This is a genomic window from Streptomyces sp. NPDC012888, from assembly GCF_042900645.1.
GTDB lineage: Bacteria > Actinomycetota > Actinomycetes > Streptomycetales > Streptomycetaceae > Streptomyces.
This window is the reverse complement of record NZ_JBIBBM010000022.1, coordinates 79,071-93,421: the sequence shown is the minus strand read 5'-3', so window position 1 is coordinate 93,421 and position 14,351 is coordinate 79,071. Positions and strand designations below refer to the sequence as shown.

Here is a 14,351-nt window from a genome sequence, read left to right as displayed (position 1 = left end):
GGTCGCCGAGACCCGCCGCAACGTGCGGTCCTACCTCGACCACCTGCACATCCGGTGACCGGCGCACCCGGACCGGTCGTCGTCCTCGTCGGACCCATGGGTTCCGGCAAGTCCACGGTGGGGGCGCTGCTCGCCGAGCGGCTCGGCGTCCCCTACCGGGACACCGACGCCGACATCGTCGCCGCCCAGGGCCGGGAGATCTCCGACCTCTTCGTCGACGAGGGCGAGCCCTACTTCCGGCAGCTGGAGCGGGAGGCGGTCGCCACCGCCCTCGCCGAGCACACCGGAGTCCTCGCCCTCGGCGGCGGAGCCGTCCTCGACGAGGGCACCAGGCGGCTGCTCACCGGGCGGCCCGTCGCCTACCTCTCCATGGACGTCGAGGAAGCGGTGCGCCGCGTCGGCCTCGGCGCCGCCCGGCCACTGCTCGCCGTCAACCCGCGCCGTCAGTGGCGCGAGCTGATGGAAGCCCGCCGCCACCTGTACACCGAAGTCGCACGCGTCGTCGTTGCCACCGACGACCGGACCCCCGAAGAGGTCGCCCAGGCGGTCCTCGACGCACTGGAGCTGAAGGACGCATGACAGCCAACGACCGGGACCAGGACCAGGTCACCACGATCCACGTCGGCGGCAGCGCCGGCCACGATCCGTACGACGTACTGGTCGGCCGGCAGCTCCTCGGTGAGCTCGGCGGCCTGATCGGCCCCAAGGCCCAGCGGGTCGCCGTCATCCACCCCGAGGCGCTCGCCGAGACCGGCGAGGCGCTCCGCGCCGACCTGGCCGACCAGGGCTACGAGGCCGTCGCCATCCAGGTGCCCAACGCCGAGGAGGCCAAGACCGCGGAGGTCGCCGCCTACTGCTGGAAGGCGCTCGGCCAGTCCGGCTTCACCCGTACCGACGTCGTCGTCGGCGTGGGCGGCGGCGCGACCACCGACCTGGCCGGCTTCGTCGCCGCCTCCTGGCTGCGCGGGGTCCGCTGGATCGCCGTCCCGACCACCGTCCTCGCCATGGTCGACGCGGCCGTCGGCGGCAAGACCGGCATCAACACCGCCGAGGGCAAGAACCTCGTCGGCGCCTTCCACCCGCCCGCCGGAGTCCTCTGCGACCTGGCCGCGCTGGACTCGCTGCCGGTGCACGACTACGTCTCGGGTCTCGCCGAGATCATCAAGGCCGGGTTCATCGCCGACCCGGTCATCCTCGACCTGATCGAGGCCGACCCGGAGGGCGCCCGCACCCCGGCCGGACCGCACACCGCCGAGCTGATCGTCCGCTCGATCCAGGTCAAGGCCGACGTGGTCTCCAGCGACCTCAAGGAGTCCGGACTCCGCGAGATCCTCAACTACGGCCACACCCTGGCCCACGCCATCGAGAAGAACGAGCGCTACAAGTGGCGGCACGGCGCGGCCGTGTCCGTCGGCATGGTCTTCGCCGCCGAGCTCGGCCGGCTGGCCGGGCGGCTGGACGACGCCACCGCCGACCGGCACCGGGCGATCCTCGCCTCCGTCGGCCTGCCGCTGACCTACCGCGGCGACCAGTGGCCCGCCCTGCTCCAGACCATGCAGGTCGACAAGAAGTCCCGGGGCAACCTGCTCCGCTTCATCGTCCTGGACGGCCTGGCCAAGCCGACGGTCCTGGAGGGCCCGGACCCGGCCCACCTGGTCGCCGCGTACGGCGAGGTGTCCGCGTGACCGCGGACGCCGCCCGCCGGGTCCTGGTGCTCAACGGTCCGAACCTGGGCCGGCTGGGCTCCCGCGAGCCCGACGTGTACGGCTCCACCTCGTACGCGGGGCTGGTGGACACCTGCACCAAGCTGGGCGCGGAGCTCGGCTTCGAGGTGGAGGTCCGCGAGACCAACGACGAGGGCGAGCTGGTGCGCTGGCTGCACGAGGCCGCGGACGGGCGCATCCCGGTGGTCATCAACCCCGGCGCGTTCACGCACTACTCGTACGCCATGCGGGACGCGGCGGCCCAGCGGACCGCCCCGCTGATCGAGGTGCACATCTCCAACCCGTACGCGCGGGAGGAGTTCCGCCACACCTCGGTCATCGCAGCGGTGGCCACGGGCACGGTGGCCGGCTTCGGACTCGGGTCCTACCGGCTGGCGCTCCGCGCGCTGGCGGAGGAAGTCTCCGCCTGAGATAACGTTCTCGCATCAATGGCCGGCAGCGCGCCGGTCGCCTGAACGGGACGGAGTGGCAGCGGATGCAGCACGGAGTGGGGGGCTGGGGCCCGCCGGGACATCACCCGGCGCAGCCCCCACAGCCGCCGATACCCCCCGCGCAGGGCTGGCCGCCGCCGGCCGGCCCGGTGGCCCCGGTTCCCGAGGCCACCGGGCACATCCCGCTGCCGGCCCCGGCCCCGGCACCGACGGGCACCGGGGCGGCCACCCTGGCGGTCCTGCTGATCGGACCGGCCGGCGCGGGCAAGACGACGGTGGCCCGGCACTGGGCCAGCACGCGGCCGGTGGCGACCGCGCACATCAGCCTCGACGACGTGCGCGAATGGGTCTGCGCGGGCTTCGCCGACCCCCAGGCGGGCTGGAACGACCACTCCGAGGCCCAGTACCGGCTGGCCCGCCGGACCTGCGGCTTCGCCGCGCGGAACTTCCTGGCCAACGGGATCTCCTGCATCCTCGACGACGCGGTCTTCCCCGACCGGCCGGTGATCGGGCTGGGCGGCTGGAAACGGCACGTGGGGCCTGCGCTCCTGCCGGTCGTCCTCCTCCCCGGCCTGGAGATCGTCCTGGAGCGGAACGCGGCGCGGTCCGGCAACCGGCGGCTCTCCGACGAGGAGGTCGCCCGGATCCACGGGCGGATGGCGGGCTGGTACGGGTCCGGGCTGCCGATCATCGACAACTCGCACCTGGACGTCGAGGAGACGGCCCGCGCGCTCGACGAAGCGTTGTCCCGCTCGCTGTCCTGACCCCCTCCCGCCGCCGCCTCGCCCCCCGGGCGGCACCCCCACGCCGCGGCCGGAGCCCCGGCGCTTTCAGCCTCGTCGGCGTTTGAGGCGCGGGGTTCGGGGCGGCGCCCCGTGTGCTCGGGCGTAGCCCTGGCCGGGCCCGCTCAATCGCCGCTCGGGCTTGGAATGCCGCTGTGCGGCATTGCGCCCGGCGGGAGGTCCGGCGGCGCCGGGAAACCGGCCCGGGCTTCGGGCCGCGGCCCGGGCGGACGCGCTCGACGGGCCGAGGGCGCCGCACGCTCATACGCTCGAACCATGTCAGACGTGTACGCAGCCCGCCGCGCCCTGCTCCGCGAACGCTGCGCCGCCGCCGGCAGCGGCGCGGCCCTGATCACGCGGCCGGCCAACGTCCGCTACCTCACCGGGGCCTGCCCGCGCGACGCGGTGCTGCTCGTCGGCCCCGCCGAGGACGCCCTGTTCTGCGCGGCCACGCCCACCGGCGACCCCGACGAGGGCCGCCTCGACGAGCACCTCCGCGTCTGCGTGCTCTCCACCCCCGGCGGCGACCCCGCCGTCGCCGCCGCCGACCTCGCGGCCGACCCGGCCGCCCACGTGGACTGCCTCGCCGTCGAGGAACACCACCTCACCGTGGCCCGGCACCGGGCCCTCGGCTCGGTCGCGCCCCGCCTGCGGATCGCCGACCTCGGCCTGGCCGTGGAGCAGCAGCGCCTGGTCAAGGACGAGGACGAGATCGCCTGCCTGCGCATCGCCGCCGAGATCGCCGACCAGGCCCTCGGTGAGCTGCTGGAGTCGATCCTGGTCGGCCGGACCGAGCGCCACCTCGCGCTGGAGCTGGAGCGCCGTCTCGTCGACCACGGCGCGGACGGGCCCGCCTTCCCCACCTCCGTCGGCACCGGACCGCACTCCGGCCGGTCCCGGCACCGCCCCTCCGACCGCCGGGTGGAGGAGGGCGACTTCCTCTCCGTCTGCCTCGGCGCGAACTACCGCGGCTACCGCTGCGAGATCGGCCGCACCTTCGTGATCGGCACCACTCCCGCCGACTGGCAGATCGAGCTGTACGACGTGGTCTTCGCGGCCCAGCGGGCCGGCCGGGAGGCCCTCGTCCCCGGTGCCGCGTACCGTGACGTCGATCATGCCGCGCGGTCCGTGCTCGACTCCGCGGGCCACGGCGAGGCCCTGGCCCCCTGGACCGGACACGGTGTCGGCCTCGAAATCGACGAGGACCCGCAGCTTGCACCTACGGCCATGGGTAAACTGGACGCTTGCGTGCCGGTCACCGTCGAACCGGGGGTCCACCTCCCGGGCCGGGGTGGTGTCCGGATCGATGACACGCTCGTCGTGCGCCCCGAGGCGGACGGCGGTCCCGAGCTACTCACCATTACGACCAAGGAGCTGCTCGCGCTCTAGCCGAGCTGTGCGCGCCCCCTGGGTCTTCCAGTGCAGGAGATTCCGCAACCGTGGCTTCCACGAACGACCTCAAGAACGGCATGGTGCTCAAGCTCGAAGGCGGCCAGCTCTGGTCCGTCGTCGAGTTCCAGCACGTCAAGCCCGGCAAGGGCCCGGCCTTCGTGCGCACCAAGCTCAAGAACGTGCTGTCCGGCAAGGTCGTCGACAAGACCTTCAACGCCGGCATCAAGGTCGACACGGCCACCATCGACCGCCGCGACATGCAGTTCTCCTACATGGACGGCGAGTACTTCGTCTTCATGGACATGGAGACCTACGACCAGCTCCACATCGAGCGCAAGGTCGTCGGCGACGCCGCCAACTTCCTGATCGAGGGCTTCGTCGCCTCCGTCGCCCGCCACGAGGGCGAGGTGCTCTACGTCGAGCTCCCGGCCGCCGTCGAGCTGACCATCGAGCACACCGACCCGGGCGTCCAGGGCGACCGCTCCACCGGCGGCACCAAGCCGGCGCGCCTGGAGACGGGCCACGAGATCCAGGTCCCGCTCTTCGTCACCACCGGCGAGAAGGTCAAGGTCGACACCCGCACCAGCGACTACCTCGGCCGGGTGAACAGCTAACCGTGGCTGCCCGGAGCAACGCGCGCAAGCGCGCCTTCCAGATCCTGTTCGAGGCCGACCAGCGCGGGGTGCCCGTGCGGGAGGTCCTCGCGGACTGGATCCGCCACTCGCGGAACGACACCCGGCAGCCGCCCGTCAGCGAGTTCACCATGAACCTCGTCGAGGGTTACGCCGAACGGGTGAACCGGATCGATGATCTGATCGCCACGTACGCCGTGGACTGGGACCTCGACCGGATGCCGGTCGCGGACCGGAACATCGTGCGGCTCGGTGCCTTCGAGCTGATCTGGGTCGACGAGACCCCGGACGCCGTTGCCATCGACGAGGCCGTGCAGCTCGCGAAGGAGTTCTCCACCGACGAGTCGCCGGCGTTCGTGAACGGCCTTCTCGGCCGCTTCAAGGACCTCAAGCCGAGTCTCCTCCGTCGCGAGGACTGACCGGGAGGACCGGGAGACCGGGGGACTGGGGGACCGGGGGACCGGGGCGACCGGACGACCGGCACGGCCATGCGGAAGGGCCCGCGGCGCGAACGCGCTGCGGGCCCTTCCGTGTACCGCCTATACGTTTCTGCTGGACTCAGGCGTCCTCGTGGCTCACCGCACGGCGCGCGTCGGCGTCCAGGACGCCCCAGCTGATCAGCTGCTCGGTGAGGACCGAGGGGGACTGGTCGTAGATGACGGCCAGGGTGCGCAGGTCGTCCTGGCGGATCGACAGCACCTTGCCGTTGTAGTCGCCGCGCTGGCTCTGGATGGTGGCCGCGTAGCGCTGGAGCGGGCCGGCCTTCTCGGCGGGCACGTGGGCCAGGCGCTCCAGGTCCAGACGGAGCTTCGGCGGCGGCTCGGCCGCGCCGCCCGGGGTCGTGCCCGGAAGCAGCTCCTGCACCGGCACCCCGTAGAAGTCCGCGAGCTCGGCGAGGCGCTGGACGGTCACGGCGCGGTCCCCGCGCTCGTACGAACCGACCACCACGGCCTTCCACCGGCCCTGGGACTTCTCCTCGACACCGTGGAGGGAGAGGCCCTGCTGGGTGCGGATGGCGCGGAGCTTGGCCCCGAGCTGTTTGGCGTATTCGCTGGACATAACGCTCCCGGACGCTGTGACGCTGTGAGGACATCGAGCCGGGCGGCCCCGCCGCGCGGCTGGTAACTCACTGTGAGGTTACGCAGCGTTACTTGGCCGCGTCAAGCCGAATGGGTTCCACGGAACCCCTCGGGGGGACCCTCCGGAGCCCCGGGTGCGCGGCGGCCCGGCCGCCCCTGGTACCGTTGCTCCCGTACATCCGTACACGACGTCCTTTAAGAACCGTCCCGTGAGGCGGAGAAGGAGGTCCTTTTCATGGACGCTGCACAGACGCACCACTCCGATGCGGTGCGCCCCGTTCTGGAGGCGCAGGACATCGCACGGGTCCTGACCCGTATCGCCCACGAGATCGTCGAACGCGCCAAGGGCGCCGACGACGTGGTCCTGCTCGGCATTCCCACCCGCGGTGTGTTCCTCGCCCGCCGGCTGGCCGCCAAGCTCCGCGAGATCACGGGCCGGGAGATCCCGGTCGGCTCCCTCGACATCACCATGTACCGCGACGACCTGCGGATGAAGCCCGCCCGCGCGATCGGTCGCACCGAGATCCCCGGTGACGACATCGACGGCCGGCTCGTGGTCCTCGTCGACGACGTGCTCTTCTCCGGCCGCACCATCCGCGCCGCCCTGGACGCCCTCGGCGACCTCGGCCGCCCGCGCGCCGTGCAGCTCGCGGTCCTCGTCGACCGGGGCCACCGCGAGCTCCCGATCCGTGCCGACTACGTCGGCAAGAACCTCCCCACGTCGCTGCGGGAGGCCGTCAAGGTCCAGCTCCAGGAGGAGGACGGCCGGGACGCCGTCCTGCTCGGCCAGCGGACCGCCGAGGCCGCCGGGCAGCAGTAGCCCGTACGAGCGGCAGGCCCGGCCCCGGCGAACCCGGAGCGGCGGTCTGCCTCCGCGGCGTGCCCCCATGCCCGCCGCAGTCCAGCCGAACGCCGAACCTCCACCCTTACGGAGCACCCAGATGAAGCGCCATCTCATCTCGGCCGCCGATCTCACGCGCGACGACGCCGTCCTGATCCTCGACACCGCCGAGGAGATGGCCCGGGTCGCGGACCGGCCGATCAAGAAGCTGCCCACCCTGCGCGGCCGCACGATCTGCAATCTCTTCTTCGAGGACTCCACCCGCACCCGGATCTCCTTCGAGGCCGCCGAGAAGCGGCTGTCCGCCGACGTCATCAACTTCGCCGCCAAGGGCTCCTCGGTCTCCAAGGGCGAGTCCCTCAAGGACACCGCGCAGACCCTGGAAGCCATGGGCGTGGACGCCGTGGTCATCCGGCACAGCGCCTCCGGAGCCCCCTACCGGCTCGCGAACTCCGGCTGGATCGACGCCCCCGTCATCAACGCCGGCGACGGCACCCACCAGCACCCCACCCAGGCCCTGCTGGACGCCTTCACCATGCGCCGCCGCCTGGTCGGCCGGGACGCCGGCCTCGGCAAGGGCCTCGACGGCCGCCGCATCACCCTCGTCGGTGACGTCCTGCACAGCCGGGTGGCCCGCTCCAACGTCGACCTGCTGCACACGCTCGGAGCCGAGGTCACCCTGGTGGCCCCGCCCACCCTGGTCCCCGTCGGCGTCGGGACGTGGCCCTGCGAGGTCTCGTACAGCCTGGACGAGGTGCTGCCGAAGTCCGACGCCGTGATGATGCTCCGGGTGCAGCGCGAGCGGATGAACGCCGCCTTCTTCCCCACCGAGCGCGAGTACTCCCGCCGGTACGGCCTGGACGCCGAACGCATGGCGAAGATGCCCGAGCACGCCATCGTGATGCACCCCGGCCCGATGGTCCGCGGCATGGAGATCACCGCCGAGGTCGCCGACTCCGACCGCTGCACGGTCGTCGAGCAGGTCGCCAACGGCGTGTCCATCCGGATGGCCGTCCTCTACCTGCTGCTGGGCGGCTCCGAGCCCGCCGTCACCACCACCAGTTCCGCCGCCACCCGCGTCGAGGAGAGCAAGTGACCATGAACAAGATCCTGATCCGTGGCGCGAAGGTGCTGGGCGGCGACCCGCAGGACGTCCTGATCGACGGCGAGACCATCGCCGAGGTGGGGGAGAACCTCTCCGCCGAGGGCGCCACCGTCGTCGAGGCGGCCGGCCAGGTCCTCCTCCCGGGCCTCGTCGACCTGCACACCCACCTCCGCGAGCCCGGCCGCGAGGACTCCGAGACCGTCCTCACCGGCACCCGCGCGGCCGCGGCCGGCGGCTACACCGCCGTCTTCGCCATGGCGAACACCTTCCCGGTCGCCGACACCGCCGGCGTGGTCGAGCAGGTCTACCGCCTCGGCAAGGAGTCCGGCTACTGCGACGTGCAGCCCATCGGCGCCGTCACCGTCGGCCTCGAAGGCAAGAAGCTCTCCGAGCTCGGCGCCATGCACGAGTCCGCCGCCAAGGTCACCGTCTTCTCCGACGACGGCAAGTGCGTGGACGACGCCGTGATCATGCGCCGCGCCCTGGAGTACGTGAAGGCCTTCGGCGGCGTGGTCGCCCAGCACGCCCAGGAGCCCCGCCTCACCGAGGGCGCCCAGATGAACGAGGGCACCGTCTCCGCCGAGCTCGGACTCGGCGGCTGGCCGGCCGTCGCCGAGGAGTCGATCATCGCCCGCGACGTGCTGCTCGCCGAGCACGTCGGCTCCCGCGTGCACATCTGCCACCTCTCCACCGCCGGCTCCGTCGAGATCGTCCGCTGGGCCAAGTCCCGCGGCATCGACGTGACCGCCGAGGTCACCCCGCACCACCTGCTCCTCACCGACGAGCTGGTCCGCTCGTACGACCCCGTCTACAAGGTCAACCCGCCGCTGCGCACCGAGCGCGACGTGCTGGCCCTGCGCGAGGCCCTCGCCGACGGCACGATCGACATCGTCGCCACCGATCACGCCCCGCACCCGCACGAGGACAAGGACTGCGAGTGGGCCGCCGCCGCCATGGGCATGGTCGGCCTGGAGACCGCCCTCTCGGTGGTCCAGCAGACCATGGTGGAGACCGGACTGCTCGACTGGGCGGGCGTCGCCGAGCGCATGTCCTTCGCCCCGGCGCGCATCGGATCCCTGCCGAACCACGGACGTCCCGTCTCGGCAGGTGAACCCGCCAACCTCACGCTGGTCGATACCTCGTACCGTGGTGTGGTGGACCCCGCAGTCTTCGCCTCCCGCAGCCGCAACACGCCCTACGAGGGCCGCGAGCTGCCGGGACGCGTCACCCACACCTTCCTGCGGGGCCGGGCAACGGTCGTGGACGGGAAGCTGGCGTGACACCTGCAGTAATCCATCTGGCCGCAGAGGCCGCAGAAGCCGCCGAACGACGGTCGGCGGAGGTGACGGACTGGGGCGCCCGCACGGCGTGGGTCATCGGTCTGCTCGTCTTCATCGCCTTCGTGTACTGGCTGATGCGGCAGGGCTGGAAGTGGCGCGGCGCCCTGCAGAACGACCTGCCGGAGCTGCCCGCCGCCCCCGGCGGACTCCCGGAGCACCGGCTGGCCCTCACCGGCCGCTACCACGGCTCCACCACCGCCGGGCAGTGGCTCGACCGGATCGTCGCCCACGGTCTGGGCGTACGCAGCCGGGTCGAGCTGACGCTCACCGACGCGGGCCTCGACGTGGTCCGTCCGGGGGCAACCGACTTCTTCGTACCGGCCGCTCAGCTGCGCGGCGCCCGCCTCGACAAGGGAATCGCGGGCAAGGTACTCACCGAGGGCGGTCTGCTCGTCGTCACCTGGGCGCACGGCGACAAGCTGATCGACTCCGGATTCCGCTCCGACCGCGCCGCCGAACACGGCGCCTGGGTCGAGGCGATCAACTCAATGAACCAATCCATCACCACCACGACGGAAGGCGCCGAACGATGACGACCTCCACCAGGGGAGCCGCGAAAGCTCCCGCCGTACTCGTCCTGGAGGACGGGCGCGTCTTCCGCGGCCGCGCCTACGGTGCCGTGGGGGAGACCTTCGGCGAGGCCGTGTTCTCCACCGGCATGACCGGCTACCAGGAGACCCTCACCGACCCGTCGTACCACCGGCAGGTCGTGGTGATGACCGCCCCGCACGTCGGCAACACGGGCGTCAACGACGAGGACCCCGAGTCCTCCCGCATCTGGGTGAGCGGCTACGTGGTCCGCGACCCCGCCCGCGTCCCGTCCAACTGGCGCTCCCGCCGCACCCTGGACGAGGAGCTCGCCGCGCAGGGCGTCGTCGGCATCTCCGGCATCGACACCCGGGCCCTCACCCGCCACCTGCGCGAGCGCGGCGCCATGCGGGTCGGCATCTTCTCCGGCGACGCCGTCGCCGACGACGCCGCCCTGCTCGCCCGCGTCCAGCAGGCCCCGCAGATGAAGGGCGCCAACCTCTCCGCCGAGGTCGCCACCAAGGAGACCTACGTGGTCCCCGCGATCGGCGAGAAGCGCTTCACGGTCGCCGCGGTCGACCTCGGCATCAAGGGCATGACCCCGCACCGGATGGCCGAGCGCGGCATCGAGGTCCACGTCCTGCCGGCCACCGCCACCGCCGAGGACATCTACGCGGTCGGACCCGACGGCGTGTTCTTCTCCAACGGCCCGGGCGACCCGGCCACCGCCGACCACGCCGTCTCCGTGATGCAGGGCGTGCTGGAGCGGAAGACCCCGCTCTTCGGCATCTGCTTCGGCAACCAGATCCTCGGCCGCGCCCTCGGCTTCGGCACCTACAAGCTGAAGTACGGCCACCGCGGGATCAACCAGCCGGTCCAGGACCGCACCACCGGCAAGGTCGAGGTCACCGCGCACAACCACGGCTTCGCCGTCGACGCGCCCCTCGACAAGGTCTCCGACACCCCCTACGGCCGCGCCGAGGTCTCCCACGTCTGCCTCAACGACAACGTGGTGGAGGGCCTCCAGCTGCTCGACCAGCCGGCCTTCAGCGTCCAGTACCACCCCGAGGCGGCCGCGGGCCCGCACGACGCCGCGTACCTCTTCGACCGCTTCGTTTCTCTGATGGAGGCCGAGCGTGCCTAAGCGCACCGATATCCAGTCCGTCCTGGTCATCGGCTCCGGCCCGATCGTCATCGGCCAGGCCGCCGAGTTCGACTACTCCGGCACCCAGGCCTGCCGCATCCTCAAGGCCGAGGGCCTGCGGGTCATCCTGGTGAACTCCAACCCGGCGACGATCATGACCGACCCGGAGATCGCCGACGCCACCTACGTCGAGCCGATCACCCCCGAGTTCGTCGAGAAGATCATCGCCAAGGAGCGCCCCGACGCGCTCCTGCCCACCCTCGGCGGCCAGACCGCCCTGAACACCGCCATCTCCATGCACGAGCAGGGCGTGCTGGAGAAGTACAACGTCGAGCTGATCGGCGCGAACGTCGAGGCGATCAACAAGGGCGAGGACCGCGACCTCTTCAAGGAGGTCGTCGAGGAGGTCCGCCGGAAGATCGGCCACGGCGAGTCCGCCCGCTCGGTCATCTGCCACTCCATGGACGACGTCATCAAGGGCGTCGAGACCCTCGGCGGCTACCCCGTCGTCGTCCGCCCCTCCTTCACCATGGGCGGCGCCGGCTCCGGCTTCGCCCACGACGAGGAGGAGCTGCGCCGCATCGCCGGCCAGGGCCTGACGCTCTCCCCGACCACCGAGGTGCTCCTGGAGGAGTCCATCCTCGGCTGGAAGGAGTACGAGCTGGAGCTGATGCGCGACAAGGCCGACAACGTCGTGGTCGTCTGCTCCATCGAGAACTTCGACCCGATGGGCGTCCACACCGGTGACTCGATCACCGTCGCCCCGGCGATGACCCTCACCGACCGCGAGTACCAGCGCCTGCGCGACATCGGCATCGCGATCATCCGCGAGGTCGGCGTCGACACCGGCGGCTGCAACATCCAGTTCGCGGTGAACCCGGACGACGGCCGGATCATCGTCATCGAGATGAACCCGCGCGTCTCGCGTTCCTCGGCGCTCGCCTCCAAGGCCACCGGCTTCCCGATCGCCAAGATCGCCGCGAAGCTGGCCGTCGGCTACACGCTGGACGAGATCCCCAACGACATCACCGAGAAGACCCCGGCCTCCTTCGAGCCGACCCTCGACTACGTCGTCGTCAAGGCCCCGCGCTTCGCCTTCGAGAAGTTCCCGGCCGCCGACGCCACCCTCACCACCACCATGAAGTCGGTGGGCGAGGCGATGGCCATCGGCCGCAACTTCACCGAGGCCCTGCAGAAGGCCCTGCGCTCCCTGGAGAAGAAGGGCAGCCAGTTCGCGTTCACCGGCGACCCGGGCGACAAGGAAGAGCTGCTGCGCACGGCCGTACGCCCGACCGACGGCCGCATCAACACCGTCATGCAGGCCATCCGGGCCGGCGCCACCCAGGAGGAGGTGTTCGAGGCCACCAAGATCGACCCGTGGTTCGTCGACCAGCTCTTCCTGATCAAGGAGATCGCCGACGAGCTGGGCGCCGCCGAGCGCCTCGAGCCCGAACTGCTCGCCGAGGCCAAGCGGCACGGCTTCTCCGACGCCCAGATCGCCGAGATCCGCGGTCTGCGCGAGGACGTCGTCCGCGAGGTCCGGCACGCCCTCGGCGTCCGCCCGGTCTACAAGACGGTCGACACCTGCGCCGCCGAGTTCGCCGCGAAGACCCCGTACTTCTACTCGTCCTACGACGAGGAGACCGAGGTCGCCCCGCGCGAGCGGCCCGCCGTGATCATCCTGGGGTCCGGCCCGAACCGCATCGGCCAGGGCATCGAGTTCGACTACTCCTGCGTCCACGCCTCCTTCGCCCTGAGCGACGCCGGCTACGAGACCGTGATGGTCAACTGCAACCCGGAGACCGTCTCCACCGACTACGACACCTCCGACCGCCTGTACTTCGAGCCCCTGACCCTCGAAGACGTGCTGGAGATCGTGCACGCCGAGTCCCTGGCCGGCCCCATCGCCGGTGTGGTCGTCCAGCTCGGCGGCCAGACCCCGCTGGGCCTCGCGCAGGCCCTCAAGGACAACGGCGTGCCCGTCGTCGGCACCTCCCCGGAGGCCATCCACGCCGCCGAGGACCGCGGCGCCTTCGGCCGGGTCCTGCTGGAGGCGGGCCTGCCCGCGCCCAAGCACGGCACCGCCACCACCTTCGCGGGCGCCAAGGCGATCGCCGACGAGATCGGCTACCCGGTCCTCGTCCGCCCGTCCTACGTGCTCGGCGGCCGCGGCATGGAGATCGTCTACGACGAGGCGCGCCTGGAGGCGTACATCGCCGAGTCCACCGAGATCTCCCCGACCCGCCCGGTCCTGGTCGACCGCTTCCTCGACGACGCGATCGAGATCGACGTCGACGCCCTCTACGACGGCAACGAGCTCTACCTCGGCGGCGTCATGGAGCACATCGAGGAGGCCGGTATCCACTCCGGCGACTCGGCCTGCGCCCTGCCCCCGATCACCCTCGGCGGCTTCGACATCAAGCGGCTGCGCGCCTCCACCGAGGCCATCGCCAAGGGCGTCGGCGTCCGCGGACTGATCAACATCCAGTTCGCCATGGCCGGTGACATCCTCTACGTCCTGGAGGCCAACCCGCGCGCCTCCCGGACCGTCCCCTTCACCTCCAAGGCGACCGCCGTGCCGCTGGCCAAGGCCGCCGCCCGCATCTCGCTCGGCGCGACCATCGCCGAGCTGCGCGAGGAGGGCCTGCTCCCGAAGACCGGCGACGGCGGCACCCTGCCGATCGACGCGCCGATCTCCGTCAAGGAGGCCGTCATGCCGTGGTCGCGGTTCCGTGACATCCACGGCCGCGGCGTGGACACCGTCCTCGGCCCGGAGATGCGCTCCACCGGCGAGGTCATGGGCATCGACGCCGTCTTCGGTACGGCGTACGCCAAGTCGCAGGCCGGCGCCTACGGCCCGCTGCCGACCAAGGGCCGGGCGTTCATCTCCGTCGCCAACCGCGACAAGCGCTCGATGATCTTCCCGGCGCGCGAGCTCGTCGCCCACGGCTTCGAGCTGCTCGCCACCTCCGGCACCGCCGAGGTGCTGCGCCGCAACGGCATCAACGTCACCGTGGTCCGCAAGCTCAGCGAGGGCGAGGGCCCGGACGGCGAGAAGACCATCGTCCAGCTGATCCACGACGGCCAGGTCGACCTGATCGTCAACACCCCGTACGGCACCGGCGGCCGCCTCGACGGCTACGAGATCCGTACGGCCGCGGTGGCGCGCAGCGTCCCGTGCCTGACCACGGTCCAGGCGCTGGCCGCCGCCGTCCAGGGCATCGACGCGCTCAACCGAGGCGACGTGGGCGTCCGCTCGCTCCAGGAGCACGCGGAGCACCTGACCGCGGCCCGCGACTAGCAGCCCGTACGAGAGGGGGGCACCGGCGAACGGCGACCGGTGTCCCCCCTTT

At 71.7% G+C, this 14,351-nt stretch carries 14 protein-coding genes; 13 read left to right on the top strand and 1 reads right to left on the bottom strand.

The features are described 5' to 3' along the window. The first annotated feature begins 54 nt into the window (after window positions 1–54). The 7 genes from ACFY61_RS30635 (at window position 55) to nusB (ending at window position 5,380) form a co-directional block, all read left to right on the top strand. Window positions 55–579, top strand: coding sequence for a shikimate kinase (locus ACFY61_RS30635; RefSeq protein WP_389477392.1), 525 nt, complete (start codon window positions 55–57; stop codon window positions 577–579). Further along, entirely contained in the window at window positions 576–1,685 is a 1,110-nt protein-coding gene (aroB, locus tag ACFY61_RS30630; RefSeq protein ID WP_389477389.1) for a 3-dehydroquinate synthase, read from the top strand. Before ACFY61_RS30635 ends, aroB begins: the two co-directional genes overlap by 4 nt. After that, on the top strand, window positions 1,682–2,134 hold the full coding sequence (aroQ, locus tag ACFY61_RS30625) for a type II 3-dehydroquinate dehydratase (RefSeq protein ID WP_389477386.1): 453 nt from the start codon (window positions 1,682–1,684) through the stop codon (window positions 2,132–2,134). The genes aroB and aroQ overlap by 4 nt, the downstream gene beginning before the upstream one ends. A gap of 65 nt (window positions 2,135–2,199) precedes the next feature. Continuing rightward, on the top strand, window positions 2,200–2,919 hold the full coding sequence (locus tag ACFY61_RS30620; protein ID WP_389477384.1) for an AAA family ATPase: 720 nt from the start codon (window positions 2,200–2,202) through the stop codon (window positions 2,917–2,919). A 294-nt stretch (window positions 2,920–3,213) separates the two neighbouring features. Then, a complete protein-coding gene (locus ACFY61_RS30615) occupies window positions 3,214–4,326 on the top strand; it encodes an aminopeptidase P family protein (protein ID WP_389477382.1) in 1,113 nt (370 codons plus the stop codon). A 50-nt stretch (window positions 4,327–4,376) separates the two neighbouring features. Continuing rightward, on the top strand, window positions 4,377–4,943 hold the full coding sequence (efp, locus tag ACFY61_RS30610) for an elongation factor P (RefSeq protein ID WP_389477380.1): 567 nt from the start codon (window positions 4,377–4,379) through the stop codon (window positions 4,941–4,943). A 2-nt stretch (window positions 4,944–4,945) separates the two neighbouring features. Continuing rightward, window positions 4,946–5,380, top strand: a complete 435-nt coding sequence (nusB, locus tag ACFY61_RS30605; protein WP_389477378.1) for a transcription antitermination factor NusB — start codon at window positions 4,946–4,948, stop codon at window positions 5,378–5,380. 139 nt (window positions 5,381–5,519) lie between these two features. Here the strand turns inward: nusB and bldD are convergent, their stop codons facing one another. Continuing rightward, window positions 5,520–6,020 (bottom strand): transcriptional regulator BldD, encoded by a 501-nt coding sequence (gene bldD, locus ACFY61_RS30600; RefSeq protein WP_389477376.1) that lies wholly within the window; start codon window positions 6,018–6,020, stop codon window positions 5,520–5,522. Between the two features lie 255 nt (window positions 6,021–6,275). Here bldD and pyrR point away from each other — a divergent pair, with 255 nt between their 5' ends. From pyrR to carB, 6 genes are all read left to right on the top strand, one after another. Then, complete coding sequence (pyrR, locus tag ACFY61_RS30595) at window positions 6,276–6,860, top strand: bifunctional pyr operon transcriptional regulator/uracil phosphoribosyltransferase PyrR (protein WP_389477374.1); 585 nt, start codon at window positions 6,276–6,278, stop codon at window positions 6,858–6,860. A gap of 121 nt (window positions 6,861–6,981) precedes the next feature. Continuing rightward, window positions 6,982–7,977 (top strand): aspartate carbamoyltransferase catalytic subunit, encoded by a 996-nt coding sequence (locus ACFY61_RS30590; RefSeq protein WP_389477372.1) that lies wholly within the window; start codon window positions 6,982–6,984, stop codon window positions 7,975–7,977. Window positions 7,978–7,979: 2 nt separating this feature from the next. Further along, window positions 7,980–9,266, top strand: coding sequence for a dihydroorotase (locus ACFY61_RS30585; RefSeq protein WP_389477370.1), 1,287 nt, complete (start codon window positions 7,980–7,982; stop codon window positions 9,264–9,266). After that, window positions 9,263–9,859, top strand: a complete 597-nt coding sequence (locus ACFY61_RS30580) for a hypothetical protein (protein WP_389477368.1) — start codon at window positions 9,263–9,265, stop codon at window positions 9,857–9,859. Before ACFY61_RS30585 ends, ACFY61_RS30580 begins: the two co-directional genes overlap by 4 nt. Further along, window positions 9,856–10,998 (top strand): glutamine-hydrolyzing carbamoyl-phosphate synthase small subunit, encoded by a 1,143-nt coding sequence (gene carA, locus ACFY61_RS30575; protein ID WP_389477366.1) that lies wholly within the window; start codon window positions 9,856–9,858, stop codon window positions 10,996–10,998. The genes ACFY61_RS30580 and carA overlap by 4 nt, the downstream gene beginning before the upstream one ends. Next, window positions 10,991–14,299, top strand: a complete 3,309-nt coding sequence (gene carB / locus ACFY61_RS30570) for a carbamoyl-phosphate synthase large subunit (RefSeq protein WP_389477364.1) — start codon at window positions 10,991–10,993, stop codon at window positions 14,297–14,299. The genes carA and carB overlap by 8 nt, the downstream gene beginning before the upstream one ends. Window positions 14,300–14,351: the final 52 nt, after the last annotated feature.